At 60.2% G+C, this 23,781-nt stretch carries 14 protein-coding genes; 1 reads left to right on the forward strand and 13 read right to left on the reverse strand.

Annotated elements, in window-relative coordinates:
• Nucleotides 1–108: 108 nt before the first annotated feature.
• The 3 genes from TU81_RS03755 to TU81_RS03765 all read right to left on the reverse strand — a co-directional run bounded on the left by TU81_RS03755 (nucleotide 109) and on the right by TU81_RS03765 (nucleotide 6,060).
• Nucleotides 109–2,031 (reverse strand): hybrid sensor histidine kinase/response regulator, encoded by a 1,923-nt coding sequence (locus TU81_RS03755; protein ID WP_048393451.1) that lies wholly within the window; start codon nucleotides 2,029–2,031, stop codon nucleotides 109–111.
• A gap of 97 nt (nucleotides 2,032–2,128) precedes the next feature.
• The gene (locus TU81_RS03760; protein WP_048393454.1) at nucleotides 2,129–4,396 is read right to left on the reverse strand and encodes an ATP-dependent DNA helicase; all 2,268 of its coding nucleotides are present in this window, start codon (nucleotides 4,394–4,396) and stop codon (nucleotides 2,129–2,131) included.
• Nucleotides 4,393–6,060: a VRR-NUC domain-containing protein gene (locus TU81_RS03765; protein WP_048393455.1), complete on the reverse strand. Its 1,668-nt coding sequence runs from the start codon at nucleotides 6,058–6,060 to the stop codon at nucleotides 4,393–4,395. The genes TU81_RS03760 and TU81_RS03765 overlap by 4 nt, the downstream gene beginning before the upstream one ends.
• Nucleotides 6,061–6,269: 209 nt before the next feature.
• Here TU81_RS03765 and TU81_RS03770 point away from each other — a divergent pair, with 209 nt between their 5' ends.
• Complete coding sequence (locus TU81_RS03770) at nucleotides 6,270–6,494, forward strand: YgdI/YgdR family lipoprotein (RefSeq protein ID WP_038983339.1); 225 nt, start codon at nucleotides 6,270–6,272, stop codon at nucleotides 6,492–6,494.
• Nucleotides 6,495–6,534: 40 nt separating this feature from the next.
• Here TU81_RS03770 and TU81_RS03775 read toward each other — a convergent pair whose 3' ends face one another.
• From TU81_RS03775 to TU81_RS03820, 10 genes are all read right to left on the reverse strand, one after another.
• Nucleotides 6,535–7,740 carry a DUF1624 domain-containing protein gene (locus tag TU81_RS03775; protein WP_048393457.1) on the reverse strand — a complete coding sequence of 402 codons (1,206 nt, stop codon included), beginning with the start codon at nucleotides 7,738–7,740 and terminating at the stop codon, nucleotides 6,535–6,537.
• A 74-nt stretch (nucleotides 7,741–7,814) separates the two neighbouring features.
• A complete protein-coding gene (locus TU81_RS03780) occupies nucleotides 7,815–8,189 on the reverse strand; it encodes a hypothetical protein (protein WP_048393459.1) in 375 nt (124 codons plus the stop codon).
• Nucleotides 8,190–8,470: 281 nt separating this feature from the next.
• Entirely contained in the window at nucleotides 8,471–10,324 is a 1,854-nt protein-coding gene (locus tag TU81_RS03785) for a polyurethane esterase (protein WP_048393461.1), read from the reverse strand.
• A gap of 97 nt (nucleotides 10,325–10,421) precedes the next feature.
• Nucleotides 10,422–12,119: a polyurethane esterase gene (locus TU81_RS03790; protein ID WP_048393463.1), complete on the reverse strand. Its 1,698-nt coding sequence runs from the start codon at nucleotides 12,117–12,119 to the stop codon at nucleotides 10,422–10,424.
• 23 nt (nucleotides 12,120–12,142) lie between these two features.
• Entirely contained in the window at nucleotides 12,143–15,190 is a 3,048-nt protein-coding gene (locus TU81_RS03795; protein ID WP_048393464.1) for an autotransporter serine protease, read from the reverse strand.
• Nucleotides 15,191–15,519: 329 nt separating this feature from the next.
• Entirely contained in the window at nucleotides 15,520–18,477 is a 2,958-nt protein-coding gene (gene eprS / locus TU81_RS03800; protein WP_048393661.1) for an autotransporter serine peptidase EprS, read from the reverse strand.
• A gap of 137 nt (nucleotides 18,478–18,614) precedes the next feature.
• On the reverse strand, nucleotides 18,615–19,979 hold the full coding sequence (locus TU81_RS03805; protein ID WP_038983344.1) for a TolC family outer membrane protein: 1,365 nt from the start codon (nucleotides 19,977–19,979) through the stop codon (nucleotides 18,615–18,617).
• 2 nt (nucleotides 19,980–19,981) lie between these two features.
• Entirely contained in the window at nucleotides 19,982–21,331 is a 1,350-nt protein-coding gene (locus TU81_RS03810; protein WP_007902362.1) for an HlyD family type I secretion periplasmic adaptor subunit, read from the reverse strand.
• Nucleotides 21,328–23,115 carry a type I secretion system permease/ATPase gene (locus TU81_RS03815; protein ID WP_048393465.1) on the reverse strand — a complete coding sequence of 596 codons (1,788 nt, stop codon included), beginning with the start codon at nucleotides 23,113–23,115 and terminating at the stop codon, nucleotides 21,328–21,330. The genes TU81_RS03810 and TU81_RS03815 overlap by 4 nt, the downstream gene beginning before the upstream one ends.
• 206 nt (nucleotides 23,116–23,321) lie before the next feature.
• On the reverse strand, nucleotides 23,322–23,747 hold the full coding sequence (locus tag TU81_RS03820; RefSeq protein WP_038983346.1) for an AprI/Inh family metalloprotease inhibitor: 426 nt from the start codon (nucleotides 23,745–23,747) through the stop codon (nucleotides 23,322–23,324).
• Nucleotides 23,748–23,781 lie beyond the last annotated feature (34 nt).

Here is a 23,781-nt window from a genome sequence, read left to right on the forward strand (position 1 = left end):
TGTAGGAGCGAGGCTTGCCCGCGAAGAATGCACCGCGGTTTTTCAGGTATTACGCGTCATCGTTCTTCGCGGGCAAGCCTCGCTCCTACAGGATTTTCGCTACCTGACTCACTTCATCGCCAGCGCAATAACTTCCACCAGATTAAGTTGGGTAAAAGGCTTCGACAGGCGCGGAAGTCTGGCCGCGAAGCCTTCCAGGCGCTCGGCGTAACCGGTGGCGAGGATGATCGGCAGATGTGGCCTTATCACCCGAATAGCCTGTGCCAGTTGCTCGCCACTCATCTTGGGCATGACCATGTCCGTAATGACCAGATCAAAGTCGTGCTCGCAGTCGAACAGCCCCAGTGCCTGTGCACCCGACGCTGCACTGATCACCCGATGACCCAGGTCCTCAAGCAACAGGCTGGTACTGGTCAACACCAGACTATCGTCGTCCACAACCAACACACACAGACGAGGCACCCGCGACATGGCTGTCTCCTCGGTAGCGGGTTCAGTGGTCGAGTTGGCTAGCGCAACGGGTAACCAGAGTTCGGCAGTGGTGCCGACGTCTTTCTGGCTTTTCAAGATGAAGCGCCCACCCAGTTGTTCAGTAAACCCGTGAACCATCGACAACCCCAGGCCAGTGCCTTTGCCGACACCTTTTGTGGTGAAGAAAGGGTCCATTGCTGACCCCAACGTAGCGTCATCCATGCCCTCCCCCGTATCCGTGACACTCAGGCAGACATAGCGGCCTGGCGCCAGGGACAATTGCGGCTGATCGTGGATTTCTTCGGTTTGGGCGCTGATGACAAGTTTTCCACCGTCGGGCATGGCATCGCGGGCATTGGTCGCCAGGTTCAACACCGCCAGTTCGAGCTGATTGACGTCGGCCATGGCCGGTTCAAGTTCAGGCGAAAAGCGGGTTTCTATGATTACCGCAGGCCCCAGAGAGCTGCGCAACAGCCCGGTAATCCCCTGTATCAGCGTCGGTATCTCGACCGATTCGGTCTTGAGTTCCTGACGCCTGGCAAACGCCAGCATACGCTGGGTCAGGGAAACGCCACGCAAGGCGCCTTGAGTAGCGTTGTCGAGCAAACGGGTAATTCTCGGGTCGTCTACCGCACGTTTACGAACGATTTCCAGATTGCCGAGAATAACGGTCAGCAGATTATTGAAGTCGTGGGCAATCCCCCCGCTGAGCTGGCCGATGGCCTGCATTTTCTGCGCCTGAAACAATGCTTCGCGGGTTTTCTCAAGTACCTGTTGGGCTTGTGTCGCTTCGGTAATATCCCGAGTGATCTTGGCAAATCCCAGCAACGTGCCGGTGTCGCCCCTGATCGGGTCGACCACGACATGTGCCAGAAACCGCGTGCCATCCTTGCGCACGCGCCAGGCCTTGTTTTCGAATCGCCCCTCGCGAATCGCAATGTCCAGCGCCCGCTGCGGTTCACCGGCTTCGCGGTCTTCAGGGGTGTAAAACAGCGAGAAGTGTTGGCCGATGATTTCTTCAGGCCGGTAACCCTTGATTCGCTGGGCCCCCAGGTTCCAGTTGGTCACACGTCCATCCGGGGCGAGCATGTAGATGGCGTAGTCGGTGACGCTTTGCACCAGCAGTCGGAACTGCTGCTCACTTTGTTTGAGGGTTTCTTCGGCCATTTTGCGGTCGGTCAGATCCCGGGTGATCTTGGCAAAACCCAGCAATCTGCCCGACGGATCGAGAATGGGATCGATGATGACGTGGGACCAGAAATGCGTGCCGTCCTTGCGAACCCGCCAGCCTTCGCCCTCGAAACGTCCTTCGCGAATGGCGGTATCAAGGGCGCGTTGAGGCAAACCGGCCTTGCGGTCCTCTTCGGTATAAAAACGCGAGAAATGCTGACCGAGAATTTCCGCTTCCTCATACCCTTTGAAACGCTTGGCGCCAGCGTTCCAACTGGTGATGATGCCATCGGGGTCAATCATGTAGATCGCGTAGTCGATCACAGCATCGATCAGCAGACGAAAGCGCATCTCCTCGATGCTATTGATCCTGGTCCGGTCATCGCTCATGGATCCCTGTCCTTGTTGTTGTTCTTCTGGAGTATGCGACAAACCGCAGGTTTGGAAATTCAAAAAAACGCGATCTTTGGGGGCGCTACACAGCAGGCTAAAAAAGCGCCGGTTTCATCGACCACCAGCGCGGCAGCAATTGCTTGACCTTGCTCTCGCCAAACCGGTCATCGATCAGCATCACTACCCCTTGATCCTGCTGAGTGCGGATCACTCGCCCTGCCGCTTGCACCACTTTCTGCACGCCAGGAAACAGGTAGGTGTAGTCATACCCGGCACCGAAAATCGCCGCCATGCGCTGTTTCATCTGTTCGTTGACCGGATTCAGTTGCGCCAGCCCCAAGGTGGCAATAAATGCACCAATCAACCGCGCGCCGGGCAGATCAATGCCTTCGCCGAATGCGCCACCCAGCACCGCAAACCCTACGCCCTGACTATGGACGGTGAATTGATCGAGAAACGCCTGACGCGGCCCTTCCCCCATTCCCCGGGACTGCGACCATAGCGTGATGTGCGGATGCCGCTCGGCCAGCAACTGTGCCACTTGCTGCAAATAATCGAAGCTGCTGAAAAACGCCAGGTAGTTGCCGGGGCGTTGGGTGAACTGTTTGGCGATCAGCTCGACGATAGGCTCAAGGGAAGCCTGTCGGTGGACATAGCGGGTCGAAATCTGGCTGACGATGTGCACTTGCAGCTGTTCGGCGCTGAACGGCGACTCCACATCAATCCAGACCGTATTCGTCGGTGTTCCCAGCAAATCGGCGTAGTAATGCCGAGGGCTCAGGGTGGCGGAAAACAGCACGGTGCTACGCGCAGCAGTCAGGCGTGGGCGAATGAAAGCGGCGGGCACCACGTTGCGCAGGCATAGCTGCGACAGGTTGCGCTTGCGCTCGAGGTCGCGTTTGCTGATGTCGAACAGGAAATGCTCATCGAACAGTTCAGCCACGCGGCCGAATTGCAGCATGTCGAAGTAAAAACCCTGCAAGCCGCTGTCCAGGCCCTGAGGGTGATCGTTCAGGTAGTCGCCGATGCTTGCGCAGCATAAGGACAGCGCCTGAAGCAGTTTTTCCGGGGCTTTGTCGTAGGCCTGATAGGGGCTCAGTTGCTGATCATGCAGGGCATTCCATTCGCGATTGACCCGCTGCAAGGATCTCTTCAGTGGCTCAGGCGCGGTTTTTCGCACGCTGTTCAACGTCGCCTGGTCAAGGTTGGCGCTGTACATCTGCCGGCCGCGCTCCACCAGATTGTGGGCTTCGTCCACCAGCACCGCGACTTTCCAGTTATTGGCCTGGGCCAACCCAAACAGCAACGCACTGAAGTCGAAATAGTAGTTGTAGTCGGCGACCACCACGTCCGCCCAGCGGGCCATTTCCTGGCTCAGGTAGTAGGGGCAAACCTCATGCTGCAGGGCGACCTCGCGCAAGGCGCTCTGGTTCAGCAGGCTCAGTTGGCTGGCGGCCTGACGCGCGGCCGGCAGACGATCATAAAAACCCTGGGCCAACGGGCACGACTCGCCGTGGCAGGCTTTGTCCGGGTGCTCGCAAGCCTTGTCCCGGGCGATCATCTCGAGGACTCGCAACGGTGGAGCGTCGGCGCTGTCGAGGATGACCTGAGCGGCGTCCAGCGCCAATTTGCGCCCCGGGGTTTTCGCCGTGAGGAAAAACACCTTGTCCAGTTGTTGCGGCGCCAGCGCCTTGAGCATCGGGAACAGCGTGCCAACGGTCTTGCCAATACCGGTCGGTGCCTGGGCCATCAGGCACCGACCGGTGCTGACAGCCTTGAACACCGACTCAGCCAGATGCCGTTGCCCGGGACGAAAATCGGCATGGGGAAATGCCAACCGTTGTGCCGCCAGATTGCGCCCTTCGCGATGGGTCATTTCCTGCTCGGCCCAATGCAGGAACAACCCGCAGTGGTGTTCGAAGAACAGCTGCAAATCGGCGGCGCTGAAGGCCTCGACCAGACAGGTTTCCTTTTCGCTGACGATGTCGAAGTACACCAGCGCCAGATTAATCTGCTCCAACTGCAGTTTCTGACACATCAACCCGCCGTAGATCTTCGCCTGCGCCCAGTGCAATTGGCGGTGGTTGGCCGGTTGCTTGCTCAGGTCGCCACGGTAGGTTTTGACCTCTTCGAGGCAGTTTTGCGCCGGATCGTAGCCGTCCGCCCGGCCCTTCACGGTCAAGGTTCGATACTGGCCCTCAAGCGCGACTTCATTCTGGTAACCCTCGCTGCGCCGTGACGCCACGGTGCGATGCCCGACGATGCCTTCCAGCGCAGTCGGTGACGGGGTGAAGCGCAGGTCGAGGTCGCCGACCTTGGCGGTGAATTCACACAGCGCCCGCACCGCAATGCTGTAGCTCACGCGCCCTGCTCCGCCCATTGCACGTAGCACACGGCGATCGGCATCTGGTGCTCGTGACAGAACTCCAGCCAGCGCAATTGATTGTCTTGCAACCGATCGCCGGGGCCTTTGACTTCGATCATCCGGTAGGTTTTGTCTTGCGGCCAGAACTGGATCAGGTCCGGCATGCCGGCGCGGTTGGCCTTGATGTCGAGCAACAATCGATTGAACCAGTGCTTGAGGTGTTCGGCGGGCAGACAATCGAGCGCCTGCTCCAGCAGTTCCTCGCTCAGCGCGCCCCAGAATACGAACGGTGACTGCACGCCCCACTTGGCGCTGTAACGCTCGCGAACCGTTTGCAAATAACGCCCGTCATCGAGTTCGGCGAGGCAGGTCTGAAACAGCTCCGCGCGCCGTGCATGAAAGTCCTCGTTGAGCAGGTCCACCGGCCCGCGCTGGAACGGGTGAAAAAACGCCCCCGGCAACGGCGCGAAGATCGCCGGCCAGCACAGCAGCCCGAACAGTGAGTTGATCAGGCTGTTCTCGACGTAATGCACCGGCGCGGAATCGTCTGCCAGGTGCGCCTGAACGTAAGACTCCACCGACAACGCTGGATCGTGCCGGGGCAGTTGCAGGTCCAGACGCTGCATGGCCCGAGGGGCTGGTCGCTTGATCGGCGGCCCGCCCAGTTTGCGCCGCAGCCTGGGCAGCACACGCGATAGATGCTGATGCTCGGCGGCGCTTTCAGGGGCTTGCTCGGCGTGAGTGGCCAGGTCCATCGCCAGTTGGTATTCAGCACAGCGCTCCAGCACGCGAATCAGCCGCAGACGCGCGCCGGGGTAGGCGCATTCGCGGTAGAGGCTCAGGGCGGTGGAAAAATCCGCGACGCGCTCGCAGTGCTGACCGATCTGGAACAGCAGTTTGCCCCGACGTTTTTGCAGCCAGGGATTGCCGAGCTGCAGCCCGTTGATCTGCTCGACAATCGCCGCCACCTCTTCACCGGCCTCGAAACGCTGCTGACAGCTGTGCAGGAACAGGCAGGCATCGACATCCTCGCGACTGCGCAACCCTCGGGACTCGGCGCAGAACTCGACTTTTTCGTAGGTAAAGATGCCCAGGTCAGCCAGCACGAACTCCGACCAGTCCTGGTAAAGGTTGCCGAAGAACATCAGCCGCAGCCGGTCGCACAGGCCCATGACGGTCAGGCTGAACAACCGGTCATTCAATGCCGGGCACCACTGGGCAAAACTTTGCGCTTCGGGAAACTGCTCGCTCAGGGCCGGCAGCCAATCGGTCTTTTTACCTTTGGGCTGATCGATGGCGCTGCCAAAGCACTGGAGAATCTCGGCCTTGAGCAGCACCTCGAACAAGTCCTCGATGTGCAATGACGACTGCTCATCGACCCAGCCCGATGCCAACAGCGGCGCCGCAGCACTGTCGATGTCGCCGATCTCGACGTAACTCAGTTTACCCGCCCTGAAATGCACGCCCTTGCGCATCACCAGTCTGACCAGCAAGGCCTGGGACTCGCGGGGCAGTCGATTGAAGTCGCGGATGAAATCCTGTTCTTCGATGCTGAGTACATCGGCATAACGATGCTCAAGCCAATCAAGCACTTGCATGAAGTTGTTCAAGTAATAGAACGGGTCGTCGAGAGGATTTACAATCACGGGCAAAAGGGCCATGGCAAGCGAGTACTGGTTATGCGTACAGATACCAGCTATGCCCCACCCGGTGCAAATGGAAAAGGATCAGTGGCGACGCTATTCGGCAATTTTCGGGTGACCATCGAACTTTCTGCCATTCCATCGCACCAACCGCGTTAGAGGCACAGTGACGATCGATCTCGAGCGAGGCGTTCGTGCTGTTTTTTTTGAGTGATGGAGAGGTGTGTATGAATATCAAGACTCTGGGTTTACCCCTGGCAGTAGCGGCCTTTCTGGCCCTGGCCGGTTGCTCGACGCCAACGGTCGTGACCCTGCAGAACGGCACTCAGTATTTGACCAAGGACATGCCGAACACCAAGACCGAGGATGGATTCTACGAATTTGAAGATATTTCCGGGGCGAAGGTTAAAGTCCGGGCCGATGAAGTGGCCACGGTTCGCAAGGAAGACTGATTTCCTGGTTGCCCGCGTTGTTGTCAACGCGGGCAGCCAATCAGAGATATTTGAGAATCGCGATGTCGCGACGGCGCTGCTTGAGATTGGCGAACCAGCGCGTCGGGAAGAACAGCAACACCCCGAGGATCACGCTCCACAGCCAGACCATGGGCAGGTTATCGAAGCCATAATAAGTGCCCTGATTGGTGCCCCAAATCGCGACGGCCACCAGGTACATCGCCTTGAGCACGTACAGGTGCAGCAAATAGAAAAACATCGGCGCACCGCCGTAGATCGCCAAGGTCGCGGTGGACCAGCGATCCTGGGCTTTCTCGAACAACGCCAAAAGAATCAACCCCAGGCCAAGCGTCGGCATCAGGAACATCAGCGATGGCGGGTACTTCTTCGCGCTCAGGAAACTCATGAAAGTGCGCAACGACTCACCGGTTTGCACCCAAGGCTTCTCGCCATAAACATTCAAGTAGCGGATGAACACGAAGGCCACCAGCAGGCCGACGCCGACTTTCAGTAACCGCGAAATCCGCTCGGCCGGTTCCATGTCCTTACCGAACCATGGCCCGATGGCCCAGCCCAACAGAATCACCCCGATCCACGGCAACACCGGATAGGTCGTGCGAGCCCGAGTGAACTCGGTGATGTCGATGAACACCCGCTGATGCAGGATCGACCACGGCACGTAGAACGGCGACTCCGGCCCTACGGTCACGCCGTCGAGCAGGTTGTGCCCGGCGACAATCGCTACCCCGAGCACGATCAACCAACCGCGCTTGAAGTGCAGCAACCCGGCGAGCGCGATCATGCAAATGCCGATGCACCAGATCACTTGCAACCACAACGTCTTGGGCGGGAACTCGGCGTTCCAGGCGAAGCACACGAACGTAAGCTCCAGAAACACCAGGAACAGCCCGCGCTTGAGCAGGAACACCGACGTCTCGTTGGCCGTGTGTTTCTGGCTGTAGAGCCAGGCCGACAAACCGGTGAGGAAGATGAACACCGGGGCGCAGATTGTGCTCAGCAGTCGGGTGAAGAACAGGTCCGGGGTAACGCTCAAGGCGTCGATCGGGTCGGTCACCTGACGGTGCAGCAAAAAGGTTTCCCGCACATGGTCGACCAGCATACAGAGCATGACGAAGCCGCGCAGGGCATCGATGGCGAGCATCCGGCTGGTGGTTTTTGCAGCGCTGGAGGCAAGCGCAGAAGAAACACTTCCCGCCTGCCCGGCCACGCTTGTGGATAGGGTCATATCAGTCACTCATGTGGTGGTCAGTGGGCTCGGCTCTGTTTCTTTAGCCTGGCAACGCCCGTTTCGGTCATTGCTCAGTGAGTCCCTGGAATGCTGTTATCGCAGGAGAAGGACGGCCCTGCGCGCCCGATCAGTCGTTCCTGCATCCGCTGGCAACGCTCCCGTTCCTGCTGCATTGAACGATCAATGCTGATATTGCCGGTCTTCTCCGGTTGTTTGCCGTCGCCCAGGCGCACTGTCACCCAAGGCTGTTCCGGCTGGACCTGAAAGCGGCTTTTTTCTTCGATGGGCTTGGCGGGTTTGGTGGTTTCGATCGCCGCCGGTTTCGGCAGTTGATCGGAGGTGACCCCGTAACGGGTCAGAATCGAGCTTTGAGGCAGTTCTGCGGCGGCGGTTGCCGATAACAAGGCCAGCGCCAAACCGAAGGTGAACCTCTTGCTGTTACTCACGTTGCAAAATCTCCTGTACTCAATGGCGGCATGCAGCACCTGCGTTATAGTATAACGCGCGAATGGGCTGATGGTTTAGTGCCAGTTCCTGTTGGTGCAGGTATTGGAGTTCGAGGGTGACCGACGGGTCACGTAGACAGGCAGGTTTACCGCGTTATCGTTCATCGCGGGCAAGCCCGCTCCCACAGGGATTTGATGCGGACACAGATTTTGTGAACATCACCAACCACTGTGGGAGCGGGCTTGCCCGCGATAGGGCCCTGACAGGTGCCCCGCTAAACTCAGGCGATCACAATCCCGCTACCGGACAAACTGTCCAGCCCGACACCCACCAGGGTCACCGAATCACTGCCGAACGTCAGCAGCGTATCCTGCCCCACCGCCGTGGCATGGGCCCGATAATCATCGTTCGGCGAAACGCCCTGAACCCCGAGGAACACCAGTTTGTCGTTGGCTTGATAACCCACCACCCGGTCCTGGCCAAACGCGCCGCTGAACAGGAACGTATCGACTCCGCCGCCCGACTCCATCAGGTCGTTGCCCGCCCCGCCGACAAACACGTCGTTGCCGGTGCTGCCGAGCAAATGGTCGTTGCCATCGAAGCCAAACATCCAGTCACCCGTTGCGTGCGCGTTGAGGGTGTCGGCACCGATCGTGCCCTTCACGCTTGAGGCGTACTGGGTCAGGTTGCCGCCGGACGCAAGGCCATTGGCGGTGACGCTGTGGGTCACGTCATCCTTGAACACGCCCCAGAGAAAACCCGGCTCCTTGGTGACGATGCTGCCGATGTCACGGGTGATGCTGATGCCGCCATTGGCGTCGCGCACGTACAGGTTGCCGGCACCGTCATTGGCGAAGACGAAGTTCTTCACCGACTGCTGCAGGTCCAAAACGTTGCTGCCCTTGCCGCCCAACAGAATGTTGTAGCCACCGCCATCGCGGAAGGTGTCGTTACCGTCGCGGCCTTCCAGGTAGTCGTTGCCCTTGCCGCCCTGGATCAGGTCATTGCCGTCGCTGCCGATGATGAAGGTGCTGCCCTTGTGGGTTTCGGCGTTGCGGTTCAAGTCCTGGACCCAGGTGTTGCTGCGCGCCGGGTCCGAGAGGTTGGCGACGATGATGGTCGAGTCTTTGCTGGTCAGGTCGTAGAACGTCGACTCCATCACCCGGTTCATGCCGTCGCCGTAAGCGGTTGGCAGGTGCGAAATCCAGGTGGGAATGTTGAGGATCGAGAACGGCAGCACATTCCACGCCGTCGAGGCGTAGTGGTCGTTGAAGCTGACGATGTTATCGGTCGTCGAATCCTTGGCGGCATCGTGCACGCCTACCGAGGACAGGTTGAACGACGAGCCATCGAGGGCACGGAATACCGGATCGTTTTCATAACCGATGTTCAGCACTTTGTCGGTGCTGCTTTGGGTCGGCGAGGCGTAAGCGATGTAGTTGGAGTCCTGGTAAAACCCGGACCACTTATCGCTGCTCAAGTCCGCCAGGCTATTGACCGCCAATCCGCCGAGGCTGTGGCCGCTGACCAGCACGTCCTTGCCCGATAAGCCATTGGCCTGGGCAAATGCTGCAACGTCAGCGAGCAAATTGCCGAAGGCTTCGCCCGCGTAGTTTTTTGCGTAATCCTTGGGCCCTAGCGCGGCCATCAGATCGTTGATCACGTCGCCGATGGAGTCGCCGATCTGGATTTCTCGCGGGCCGCTGGTGCCGCGAAAGGCGATGCCGATTTCGGTGAGATGCCCCTGGGCGTCGTACTTGCCGAGGATCTCCACTTGGGCGCTGGTGTAACCGGCCTTCTCGCCGAAGAAGGTTCCACGAGCGTCGGTCTTGCCGTCATAGCCCAGTTGCGCGGCGGTGATCGGCGTCCAGCCGGCCTTTTGCACCGCTTCAAGTGCGGCTTTCTCCGAGTCGGGGTTCCACGGGATGCCGGGGATGACGCCCTGGGAATCGGTGCCGCCGATCAGCGCGGTGACCAGGGTTGCCGGCAAGCCCAGGCCGAAGCCGTTCTGCTGGTAACCGGTGGCGAAACCGTTGTCGAGGTTGTGATAGGAATACAGCGTGATCGCCATGGCGTCGCTGAACAACGCCTTGGAGTCTGCTGTATCGAAGTTCTTGTAGTCATACACACCCATTGGTATTGCCTCTCTCTTTGTTGGAATTGTCAGAGATAGCTCACAACCAGGACGCCTCACTGACGAGGCGCCCCGGAGCATTCAGTGCATGCAGCCTTTACGCAAACGTAATTCCCGAAGCGGAGAGATTATCCAGACCTACGCCCACCAGCGTTACGGCGTAATCGCCAATCTTGAGCACAGTGTCGTTGCCGGCCTGTGATGCGTGCTGAGTGAAGTCATACCCCTGCCCCGCGCCCTGGACGCCCATGAACACCAGTTTGTCGCTGCCTTGGTAGCCATTGATCGCGTCGAAACCGAAGGCGCCGCTGAACAGGAAGGTGTTGCCGCCCCCCGAGGCATGCATCACGTCATTGCCTGCGCCACCGACGAAGGTCACGTCGCTTTTGTCGCTGCGCAGCAGATCGTCGCCGGCGTTGCCGAACAGCCAGTCACCGTCGACGCTGGCCACCAGCGTGTTGCCGTAGGCATCGCCGTTGATCGAATGGTTGTAGTGCGTCAGTTCGCTGCCATGGAGCAGGCCATTGGCGGTGACGTTGTAGGTGATGTCCTTGCTCCCCCACCACGAACCCGACTCCCTGCTCACCAGCGCGCCGATGTCGCGGGTCATGCTGATGCCGCCGTAGGCATCGCGCACATACAGCGTGCCGTCGCCGTCATTGGCAATGCTGAAGTTCTGCAACGGCTTCTGCAGTTCGAAGGTATTGCTGCCCTTGCCCCCCAGCAGCAGGTTGTAGCCACCGTCATCGCGGAACCGGTCGTTACCGTCACGGCCTTCGATGAAGTCATTGCCCGCGCCGCCCTTGAGCAAGTCATTGCTGTCGGTGCCGATGATGAACGTGCTGCCGGTGTGGGGTTCACCGCTACGGCCCAAGTCCTCGCCCCAGGTGCTGCCTCGAGACGATTCCGACAGGTTGGACACGATCAGCGTCGAGTCCTTGTCGGTAAGGTCGTAGAAGCGCGAGTCGATCACCCGGTTCAAGCCGTCGGCGTAGCCCAATGAACCGTGGGCCGACCAGTTCAGCGGATTGAGGATGCTGAACGGCACCAGGTTCTGCGCGGTGGAGGCGTATTGGTCATTGAAGTTGACGATGTTGTTGGTCGCCGAATCCTGATGACCATCGTGCTTGCCCAGCGAGCCACTGCTGAAGGTGGTGCCGTCGAGCACTCGAAACACCGGGTCATTCTCGTAGCCGATGTTCAGCACGTTGTTGCCGGTGGCGCTTTGGGTCGGCGAGGCGAACGCAATGTAGTTGGCGTCCTTGAAGAAACCGCCCCAATTGTTCCCGCTCAGCTCCGCCAGGCTGTTAACCCCTAACCCGCCGAGGCTATGCCCGCTGACCAATACGTCCTTGGCACTCAGGCCATGGGCAATGGCAAACGCGGCGACGCTTTTCAGTAAAGTGTCGAAGGCGTTTTTCGCGTAGTTCGTCGCGTAATCCACCGGACCGACCGCGGCCAACAGGTTATTTTTCATGTCGCCGAAGGTGTCGCTGTACCCCAGGCCACCGGTGCCACGGAAGGCGATACCGATGCCGATCAGCTTCCCTGCCCCATCGTATTTGCCGAGCACTTCGGCTTCAGCACTGGTGAAACCTTCCTTCTCGCCATAGAAGGTGCCTTGAGCGCCGACGTTGCCCTGATAGCCCAACGCTGCCGCGCCAATCGGCGCCCACGCGGTCGCCGGCAGTGGCTGGCCGGTGGGCGTGTACGCGTAGAGCGTCAGCGCGATCGCATCGGAGTACAGCGCCTTGCCGGCCTCACTGCCGGCATTTTTGTAATCAAACAGTCCCATGTTCCTGCTTCCTTAGCGTCAAATCAGAACTGCCAGTCCAGGGTCAGGCCCACACCGTGGTCTTTTTCCCGAGAGCCGAGCAGCCCGTTGTAATCCAGGTTCAAACGGGTATCGCGGCCCAGCGCCAATCCGGCACGGGCACCGACCACCGCGGCATCGCGGTCCATGGACACGCTTTGCACGCTGAACGCGGTGTTGCCGTTGACGAAGGCCAAGTGGTCTTCGGAACGGGTGTTGCTCAGGTTGTGCTGCCAGCCGAGCGTGCCGGACAGTTCCAGCTGTTGCTGGTCGGACAACGCAATGGCTTTGCTCGCCCGCAGGCCAAGGGTCGAAAGCACCACGTCGCGGTTGTTTTCACCACCCTTGAGCGCGGCGGCATCACCTTTTTCGCTGAAGCTTTCAGTGTTCAAGTGCACGTAAGCCAAGTTAACGAATGGCTCCAGAGCGATCGGTTGCAGGTCCAGGCGATACGCCGCTTCGGTGAACAGCTGCGCGGAGGTCGCATCGCGTTTGGATTTCTGCTTGCCGCTGACGCCGTTAAATTGCAGGTCACGTTTAACGTCGATGCGATGCCAGCTGTAAGCGCCACCGACGCTCAGGCGCAGCGCGTCGATTTCATGGCCCAGGTAGGCACCCAAGTGGTAGCTGTCGACCGAGGCTGACGAATGTGTGCCGTCGCCCATGCTCAACGAACTGTCGCTATAACCGGTGACGAAACCCAGTCGCGTATCTTCAGTGATCAAGCCATCGACACCGGCCAGCAGCCCGCCGATGGAGCTGTTGGAACTGGCGTTGTCATGCCCGCCATCGCTCTTGCCCCAGGCACCGAGCACTTTGAGCCAGGCGTTGCTGCGGTCATCGGTGGGTGCCGCGGCGTCGAACAGATCGTGCTCGCGCAGACGCTCGCCGACTGCATCACGCAGGTAACGGCTGTCATTGATCAGCAGCGTGCCGATTGCCGGATGAATCTCACCAGAGAGTTGCTGGAACGCTTGTTGCGCGACAGCGGCGGTCGGTGACAGCAGCAGGGTTTCGTAGAGCGGATTGCCGGCGCCCAATTGCTCGGCGGCAGCGGCCACGGCGCGTTGGTTCGGAGTCCGCCCGGCGCTGGTGAAGGATGTCGCGTTGCGCTCCACAGCCAATTGAATGCCGCTAGCCGAGTAGTCGAGAGTGCCGCCGAGGAACAGGTAGTCCGGCACCACCGCACCGAAGCGCCCTTCGATTCCGCCGGCCGCCTGCAGAATGTTGTACTGATTGCCGAGCAGGGATTTCGCTTCGCTGGTGGTCAGCAATGTCGGGCTGTTTTCCAGGGACAGGCTGACCGTTGCGCCTTCGATGATCGCCTTGCCGCTGGCGATGATCTGGTCGCTGCTGGTGGGCGACAGCTCTACGGCGTAGGTCGAGCCGGGCTCGAAAGTCACGTCGCCCGCCACCTGCAAGGTGCCGATGGAGTTGCCGGGCGCCACGGTACCGCCACTTTTCGCGGTCAGCGCCGCGATGCTGCCGTTACCACCGAGGATGCCGCTGTCATTGACGGTGACGGCCGACAGCAGCGAACCGTTGATGGCCAATCGGCCCTGATTGACCAGGGTCGGGCCGGCGTAGGTGTTGGCGCCGGTCAGCACCAGTGTGCCGATGCCCTGCTTGGTCAGGCCACCATGGCCGGAAATGTCGTTGCGCCAGACGTCGAGTCCACAGTGCACGTCATTGCACACACGCTCGGTGGGTTTGCCGGCATCGATGATCGCGCCGATACCCGGCAAGTCCGCGACAAACTGGCTGGAGCCGTAGGCGCCTTCGATGCGGAACTCCTCGGGAATGTCCTGCTCGGTCACGAACATCGCCGGGCCATCGATGCCTTTGCGCAGGTTGATCATGCCCCAGCCGTACAGCGAGTCGACGCCGGGTGCACCGAGGTCGGTGGCGGTGGCGCGCAGCACACTGGCGACTTGCGCGCCGGTCATATACGGGAAGCGTTCCATCAATACCGCCACCGCGCCTGCAACGTGCGGCGCCGCCATGGAGGTGCCGTTGTAATTGGCGTAGCCGGTGGTCAGGTCAGCGGCATTGGTGCCGCTGATGATCGAGCTGTAGATCCGGCTGCCCGGCGCCGACACGCAGAAACTCGCGGTGTAGCCGCAGCGCGACGAGAAGGTGCTGATGTTGTAAGGGTCGGGGCTGCTGGTGTCCGGGTTTCTCTGCAACGCGGCGACGGTCATCCAGTTCGGCGCGATCTCAGGGACGAAGTAACCGAGGCCGGCGATGGCGTCCGGGTTGTTGAGGTTGTAGTCGTTGCCAGCGGCGAAGATCGTCACGATGCCACTGCGGGCCGCCGCGATGGCGCCGTCGTAGGCACCGCCGGGTTTGGTCCCCAGCAAAGTCTGGATTTCGTTGAATTGCAGTTGTGCGTCCTGCACGGTGAAGTGCGGATACGCCGGATCCCGACCACCCAGGTCGAAGCGGTCGGTGATGCCGATGCCCCAGCTGTTGTTGATGATCCGCGCGCCGCTGGCGATCAGGGCATCCCAACCGGCCTTGTACACCGCGCCGTCATTGCCACGAATGATCCCGTCTTCCGGGCCCGGGTCGCCGTTGTCGGCGCTGATGATTTGCGCGCCAAAAGCGACGCCGTGCATCGGGCCGCCATCGCGACTGCCCGCGGCAATCCCGCCAACGTGGGTGCCGTGGGCGCCGAGTTTGCCGTTGGAGCCCACCGAGGGCGAACCGTCATAGAGAAAGGTATCCCCGGCTTTGACCGGAATGTACGGGTCGGTGTATTCGCGGATGCCGCTGGTGACCAGCGTGATCACCTTATTGGCCCCGGAAAACTCCGGGTGCAAGGCGTAAACCGGTTGATCGAAGATCCCCAGTTTCACCCCTTTGCCGGTGTAACCGGCGGCGTAGGCATCCTGAGCATTAATCGCCCCCAGGCCCCAGTCGGCGTTGAACTCCGAGCTGCGCCAGCTATCGGCATTGCCTGTCCTGCCGTTTTCCACGTAGGGGTCCGCGTGTGCGGTGCCCAGTGTGGCCAATGCGCAGAGCAAGGCAATATTGTTGTACTTATTATTCATCGAACTACCGTCCTTAGTTGTGTTGCCAAAATCCTTGTGGCCAGGGGGCGCGCGCCTCAATTCCTGTAGGAGCGAGGCTTGCCCGCGAAGGCGGTGTGTCAGTCAACATCAATGCTGCGTGTCACGGCCCTTTCGCGGGCAAGCCTTAATGCCGGTCAGTTAAGCGAATGAACCGCTTTTCGTAGGAGCCAGGCTTGCCGGCGAAGGCGCTCTTAAGGACGCCTTCGCCGGCAAGCCTGGCTCCTACAGGTCCGATTTACCCTTAACTGACTGGCATTAGGGCAAGCCTCGCTCCTACAGGGGTTGCGGTGTTCCAGCCCTTGACCGCATTAAAACTGCCAATTGAGACTCAGCCCGACGCCGTGGCTCTTCTCGCGGCTGGCCAGTTGGCCGGTGTAATCAAGATTCAACCGAACATCCCGGCTCAAGGCCAGGCTGGCATGGGCGCCCACCAACGCCGCATCGCGAACCAGCGGCGAGCTTTCCACCACGAACGGAGTGCCACCGCTGGCAAACGCCAGGTGTTGCTCGGAATCGGTATTGCTCAGGTTGTGTTGCCAGCCGAGGCTGCCGCTCAGGTCCAGCTGTTGCTGACCGGACAGCGTCAGCGTTTTCAGCGCGCGTACGCCCAAGGTGCTGAGTACTGCGTCACGCCGGTCGCCGCTGCTTTTGAGCGCGGCGGCGTCACCTTTTTCGGTGAAGCCCTCGGTATCGAGATGCACGTAAGCCAGATTGGCGAACGGTTCCAAAGCCAGTGCTTGCAGGTTCAGGCGATAGGCCGCTTCGCCGAACACCTGAGTGGTCCCGGCATCGACCTTGGCTTTCTGTTTGGCGCTGACGTCAGCGTATTGCAGGTCACGTTTGACGTCGGCCCGATGCCAGCTGTAGGCACCACCGGCACTCAGACGCCACGCCCCCATTTCGTGGCCGGCATAGGCACCCAAGTGATAACTGTCGACCTGCGCTGATGAGTGAGTTCCAGAGCCCATGCTGACCGAACTGTCGCTATAACCGGCGACCAGGCCGACACGGGTTTGGTCATCCACCGCGCCATCGACACCCGCCAGCAAACCGCCAATCGAGGTGGTGTAGCCGGCAGTGTCGTGACTGTCATCGGTCTTGCCCCAGGCGCCCAATGCCTTGATCCAGCCGTTGTTTCGGGAACCGTTGGCTTCATTGAGACGCTCACCGACCGCATCGCGCAGATAGCGACTGTCGTTAATCAATACCGATCCCAGCGCCGGGTAGATTTCCCCCGACAATTGCTGGAACGCTTGTTGCGCCGAACTGGCGGTCGGCGACAGCAGCAGGCTTTCGTAGACCGTGTTACCCGCTCCAAGCCCTTCCACTGCGGCGGCGACGGAACGCTGATTCGGCGTTTGCCCGACGCTGGCGAAGGTCGTGGCGTTACGCTCCACGCTCAGCTGAATGCCGGTCGCGGCGTAATCAAGGCTGCCGCCGATGAACAGGTAGTTGGGCAGCACCGCGCCGAACTGGCCTTGAATCCCTCCCGCCGCTTGCAGGATGTTGTACTGATTGCCCAGCAGGCTTTGCACTTGTTGGGTGCTGAGCAAGGTCGGGCTGTTTTCCAGGGACAGGCTCACGGTGGCGCCGCTGATCGTGGCCGTACCGCCGGCAATAATCTGGTCGCTGCTAGTCGGCGAGAGTTCGACGGCATAGGTGGAACCCGGCGCAAACGTCACATCACCGCTGACCTGCAACGTACCGATGGAATTACCGGGCGCCACGGTGCCACCGGCGTTGGCAGTCAAGGCAGCGATCCGTCCGTTCCCGCCGAGGGTGCCACTGTCATTGACGGTGACCGCCGACGTCAGCGAGCCGTTCACCGCCAGCAAACCACCGTTGACCGTCGTCGGGCCGCGATAAGTGTTGTCGCCAGTGAGCATCAACCGCCCGGCACCGGACTTGATCAGGCTGCCTTCGTAGACTCGGTTGGCGGCAGCGGAATCGCGCGCTGTGCCCACTGCGTAATCGGTTTGATCCTGCTGACTGGCGCCGACCGGGACACCGTTCTCCCAGCCCTTGTCCTTCAATGTCTGTTGCCAGGCGCTGCGTTCGGCGGCGTCTTCGGCCTGACGCTGAATCAACGCCTTGTCTGAAATGTCATTGCTCCAGACATCGCTTTGCCCTGCCCCCAGATTGGCGTCAAACGACCCGAGCAATTGCCCCGGCCCGCGCATCGCCCTCTCAAGGTTGGCCACACCCCAACCGATGCGCGCGCTCGGTGCCTCGGTGATCGAACCGTCGAGCTGGGTCGCGGTGGTCAGCAGCACCTCCAGCGCCTGCTGATTGTTCATGTACGGATAGCGCTCCATCACCAGCGCCAGTGCCCCGGTGGCATGCGGCGCGGCCATGGAAGTGCCGGACTTGATCGCGTAACCGCCGCCGGGAATGGTGCTGTCGATCTTTGCGCCCGGCGTGGTGATGCACCAATACTTGGCAATCCCGCACTGGTTGTATTTTTGCTGATTGCTTTGATCCAGCCCCGACACTGCCAGCCAGTGGCCTTCCAGATCCGGCTGAAAATAGGGCAAGGCCGAACGCACGCTGGCATTCGGGTAGCCGCTGTTGCCGGCGCTGAACACGTTGATCACGCCGCGCCGCGAAACGTCGGCGGCGGCATCGAGCCAGGTGCCTTTGTTCCAGTGCTGGGCATAGGCGGCGTGCAGATCGTCGAGGGTTCGGTAGCTGACGTCCGGCGGCTGGCTGCCCCAACTGTTGTTGATCGCGCGAACACCGGCGTCCGCCAGGGCGTCATAGACTGCTTTGAAGTAGCGAGGATCGGGGGTGGGACCGAACAGGAAACTGTCGTTCTTGTTGGTGTTGCCGACATAGATTTGCGCGTTGTACGCCACGCCGTGCATGCCAGTGCCATCCCGCGAAGCGCCCATGGTGCCGGTGACGTGGGTGCCGTGGGAGTCGTTGTTTGTGTTGAGCGTGCCGTTGACGTTGAATGCTGAGCCGTCGACATAGCTGCCACTGGCGGTCACTGCGTGATAACGGTCGGCGGCAAATTCGGGATGGCTGGAATCGAAACCGGAATCCAGTGCGCCGATTTTCACGCCCTTGCCAGTGATGCCGGCGGCATAGGCTTGATCGGCCTGCATGCGCGCCAGGCCCCAATCGCGCTGGAACTCCGTCGAGCGCCAACTGGCGGGATCGCCGAGGGTGCCGGTTTCCAGGTAAAGCGCCTGGGCTGAGCCTGGTACTGATGAAATCAAGAGCAATAGCGTGCCGACCGACATCGGCTTGTTCTGTACGTCCATGTTCATGACTCTCGCTTTTCTTGTTTTTTGTAGGAGCTGCCGCAGGCTGCGATCTTTTAGTGTCAGCAAGACACCGGAAGATCAAAAGATCGCAGCCTTCGGCAGCTCCTACGGGGATGTGCGATTTACCTTGGGTGTTACTGGGTCCTCGCGCCTTGGCCGAAAGCCTCATCCACCTTGGCCAGGTCCTGCTCGCTCAAAGTCCCGGCGTAGTAGTGCAACTTGGTCCAGGCCATCAAATAGTCATAACGCGCCTGGGCCAGATCCCGGCGGGTGGTGAACAGTTGTTGTTCGGCATTCAGCGCATCGAGGTTGACCCGTTCGCCGCCCAAAATGCTTTGCTTGGTTGAAACCACCAGCGCTTCGGCCGACACCAATGCCTTCTGATAAGCCCGCAATTTATTGACCCCCGACAAGCAGGCGCTGAACTGACGGCGCAACTGAATCAAGGTTTCCCGGGTCTTGCCGTCCAGGTCGTACTCGGCCTGTTCCATGGTTCGGCTGGCTTGCCGGGTCGAGGCCGAGACCCCGCCGCCGGCATACAGCGGCACATTGACTTCAATGCCGATGGTGTTGGTGTCGTATCGCTGGTTGTAGGTGTTGCCGCTTTCCGATTCGTTCTGGCGCACCGAGGCGTAGGCACTGACTTTTGGCAAGTGGCCGGCGCGGTTGCGTTCGACCTCGTAGCGCGCCACTTCCACCGCCTGGCGCTGGGAGGCCAGGTTCGGGTTATTGGCCACCGCCATCTCGTGCCAGGTGTCGTAATTGGCCGGTTGCAGGGTGAAGGTCTGGAAGTTCTGATCCAGCGGCGTCAGGTCGCCTATGTCGATGGCCTGCACGCCAATTAGTGCGCCCAGTTCACGCAGGGCCGCATCCTGTTCGTCCCGTGCCTCGATTTCCTCGGCGGTCGCCAGTTCGTAACGTGACTCGGCTTCGAGGATATCGGTGCGCGTGCCCTCCCCTTGGCGGAACATCTGCTCGTTTTGCTGAAACTGCTGTTCGAAGGCTTTTTTCTTGGCCCGCGCGATATCGATCTGGTCCTGAGCGAACAGCGCCTTGGTGTAATTCTCCAGTACGCGAACCAGCAATTCCTGGCTCTTGCCGCGAAAGTTTTCATCGGCGAACAGCGATTGCGCCACGCCTTTGCGATACGCCGCATAAGCCTCGTAGTCGAGCAGCGGCTGTTGCAGCGTCAAGGTTGAGCCGTAACTGGTGTAGTTGCGGTCCTCGGTGAAGTCGGGTCTCCCCTCATTAATCTGAGTGACCTTGGAGGTGTTACGCCCCTTGTTGTAGTTGTAACCAATCCTGGGCAGCAGCCCGGCGCGGCCGATGGTACGGTTTTCAAGGCCCGCATCGCGTTCCTTGATGGCGCCGAGAAACACCGGATCATTGCGTAACGCTTGCTCATAAATGTCGAACGGCCCCATGGCCATCGCGCTGTTGCACGTCAGCAACGCCACGGTCGCTGCGAGCAAAGAAAACTTATTCATACAGCCGAACATCCTTATTCCTCGGTCAACGCGGAGCCTGCCCGGTCGAGCAGCGGTTTGAACAAATAGTTGAGGAGTGAACGTTCACCGGTACGCACGAACATTTCCGCAGGCATACCGGGCTTGATCACCAGACCGTTGAGTTTTTCCATGGCCTGGTCACTGACGCTGCTGCGCAGCACGTAATACGGCACGCCGGTTTTCTCATCGACCATCTGGTCGGCGGAGATCAGGCTGACTTCGCCGGGGACTCGCGGGGTACGGCTCTGGTTGAACGCGGTGAACAGAATGTCCACCGGCAGGTGCGTGCCGACCTTGTCGATCAGGTTGATCGGCAGGTGTCCTTCCACTTCCAGACGGGTGCCTTGCGGGACAATCTCCAGCAGGGTGTCGCCCTGACGTACAACGGCGCCTTCGGTGTGAACCCCAAGGTTGACGGCGATGCCATCGGCGGTGGCGATGATTTCGCTGTGTTGCAGGTCGAAACCGGCGGAGGTCAGTTGCTCTTCCAGGGTCACGCTTTTGAGCTGCGCGTCGGCCAGTTGGCTGCGGACTTCCTTCTGGTATTCCTCGCTGTGCTGTTGCAGTTTCAAGCGGGATTCAAGGATGCCCTGCTCCACCCGGCCGCTTTCGCCAGTGTTCTCTGCCAACTGTTGCTGCACTTGCGACAACTGACGCTGGTAATCCATCAAGCGGTTGCGCGGAATGTAGCCGTTGTCCGCCAAGGGCTGAAGATTGCTCAGCTGTTGTTGCAGGGAGCTGGCCTGAGCCGTCAGGTCGGTGCGCGCGCGGCGCATGCCGGCCAGTTGCGCGCTGGCGCCTTCGATGTTGGCGCGCAGGGCGGCTTGCTCACGGGAAAACGCTTCGCGACGGCTGCTGAACAATTGCCGTTGGCCTTCGAGCACCAAGGCCAGGCGCGGGTCCGGATCGTTGCTCAATTCGGCGGGGAAATTCACCTGCTTGAGGTTGTCCCGTTCACTCTGCCAGCGCGCCAGGCTGGCCCACGCCATGCGGTATTGCGCCTGCAGCGATTGCACGTCGGCCGCGACCTGGGTCTGGTCGAGGCGGAACAGCGGCTGGCCCTGCTTCACCACCTGCCCTTCGCGCACCAGAATCTGGCTGACCACGCCGCTGCTCATCGATTGCACGGCTTTGCGCTTGCCCGAGACCACCACGGTCCCCTGCACCGGAATGCCTTGATCGAGCGGCGCGAGGCTCGCCCACGTGAAGAAACTACCGGCACCGACAATCGCCAGAATCCAGCCCATGCGGGCGAAGAAACGTGCGTCGCGCTCAGGACGTTCGGCGATGTAGTCGTGTTCCATCGTCGCTTCGCTGTCGTCGTTCATGCGTGTGCTGCTCATACACCCGAATTCCTTGTCGTGGGCTGATACTGCCGGCTCATGCTGAGCCCGCCCGGTGCTTGCGCGGGTTTTTCACGTTGCTGTTCATGATTGGCGGACTGGGCGCCGGACAGCGCCTTGAGTACCTCCTGGCTTGGGCCGAAGGCCTGCAAGCGACCTTCGTTGAGCACCAGCAACTTGTCGGCTTGGGCCAGCGCCGAAGAACGATGGGTAACCAGAATCACGCTGGTGCCTTGGGCCTTCATCTGCGCGATGGCGCCGGCCAGTGCCGCTTCGCCGACGGTGTCGAGGTTGGAATTCGGTTCATCCAGCACCACCAGACTCGGATTGCCATACAGCGCGCGAGCCAGGGCCACACGTTGCTTCTGGCCACCGGACAAGCCGCTGCCGTCCTCGCCAAGCACGGTGTCGTAGCCTTGCGGCATGCGCAGAATCAGTTCATGAACGCCGGCCTGTTGCGCGGCTTCGACCACTTTTTGCGGATCCGCCTCACGGAATCTGGCGATGTTTTCGGCGATGCTGCCGCTGAACAGTTCGATGTCTTGGGGCAGATAACCGATGTAGGGGCCGAGGTCGTCGCGGTTCCAGCGATGAATGTCCGCGCCGTCGAGGCGCACCGTGCCGCCGAGCGTTGGCCAGACACCGACCAGCACCCGGGCCAGGGTCGATTTACCGGAACCGGATGCCCCGAGCACGCCCAGCACTTCCCCGGCACCCAGGTTGAAATTGACCATGTGCAAAGTCGCTGCTCGTTGCCCTGGCGGGCCGGCGCTGACTTGTTCAAACGTGATCTGACCTTTCGGCGCCGGCAGCGCCATGGCCTCCTCAGTCGGTGGAAAGGCTTGCAGCAAGGCGTCGAGACGGCGGTAAGCGAGTTTGGCGCCGCTCCACTGTTTCCACACAGCGATCAACTGATCGATGGGGCTCAGTACCCGGCCCATCAGGATGGAACCGGCGATCATCATCCCGGCGGTCATGTCACCTTGGATCACCAGCAACGCGCCCAGTCCCAGCACCAGGGATTGCAGGCACAGGCGCAGGGTTTTGCTTAGCGAACTGATGACCGCGCCGGTGTCGCTGGCCTGATTCTGCAAGCCGAGAAAACGCGAGTGCACCTGGAACCAGCGCTTGCGCAAGACCCCGAGCATGCCCATGGCCTGAATGGTTTCGGCGTTATGCAGGTGACTGGTGGCCAGTTGGCTGGATTTCTGGGAAAACCCCGCGGCTTCGCCCAAGGGCTTTTTGGTCATCGCCTCGTTGAGGCAGGCCAGCCCGATCAGTAGCACCGCGCCTGCGGTGGCCAATACGCCGAGCCAGACGTTGAACAGAAAGATCACAAACAAATAGACCGGAAACCACGGTGCGTCGAAGAAGGCAAACAGCGCCGGGCCGGTGACGAATTGGCGAATATGGGTCAGGTCGCCCAGGGATTGCCCCGCGTTGCCCTCGCCCTTGAACAGGTTGCGCTCGAAAGCAGCTTGATACACCCGCAGGTTGAAACGCCGCTCCAGTTGGCTGCCGATACGGATGACAATGAAGCTACGCACGATCTCCAGCAGGCCGATGAAAGCGAAAAATCCGACCACCATCAACGACAACATCGCCAGGGTGGTTTCGTTTTGCGAAGACAGTACCCGGTCATAGACCTGGAGCATATAAATCGACGGGACCAACATCAGCACATTAATCAGTGCGGTAAAACACCCGACGCTGATCAGGATGCTTTTATAGTCGCCCAGTGCCTTGAATAACGGTGCGGTGCCCGGGCTCTTCGCCATCTTCATTGGTTTTTCCTGAGGTATTAACCCTCACCTACTTGGCGAGGTTCCAATTAACTGTCCGCACATGGCCGAGACATTCTTTTGCCGGTTATCGCTTACACATTAATAACAACTCTTTGTGTTCTTTAAAGAGTTCCGGTTATTTAATGACTGCTGATAACGGCAATAACGAATTTTATATTCAACACCTGACGCCGGTCCGGCATTGTTCACTTTTGCGCTGCGCGCTCGAGCGTAATGATCAGACCTGACTTCAAGGCGCTTTTATAAAGCCCCTCATTCTGTCGGCTGAAAAACACAATTCTTGAGCCTTCTTTACCGGTCACGGCAATGCCATCCGGCTCCGGGAACCAGCCGATCGCCGACTCGTTCAGCCAGGCGCCGAGGCAGTCGGCACCCTCACCCAGGGTCTGGTCCGATTTGAGCTCGATCGAACAGACATTCGACGGTTTGTCCTGCAGCGCCTGGGACTCGGGCGAGTCTTGCGCGGTGTTCAAGGTGGCCTGCCATTTCCCGGCGAGTTCCGACGGATCGGCTAATTTCAGGCTGCGTGCCATGGCTACATCTCCAAGAAACATCATCAGCGTCGCCAACAGCCACGCGGTTGCTTTGTAGGTAAAAACGTTCTGGATCATAGGGCGTTTTACTCTGGATCGTCGTTCAAGGGAC

This window comes from Pseudomonas lini (assembly GCF_001042905.1).
GTDB lineage: Bacteria > Pseudomonadota > Gammaproteobacteria > Pseudomonadales > Pseudomonadaceae > Aquipseudomonas > Aquipseudomonas lini.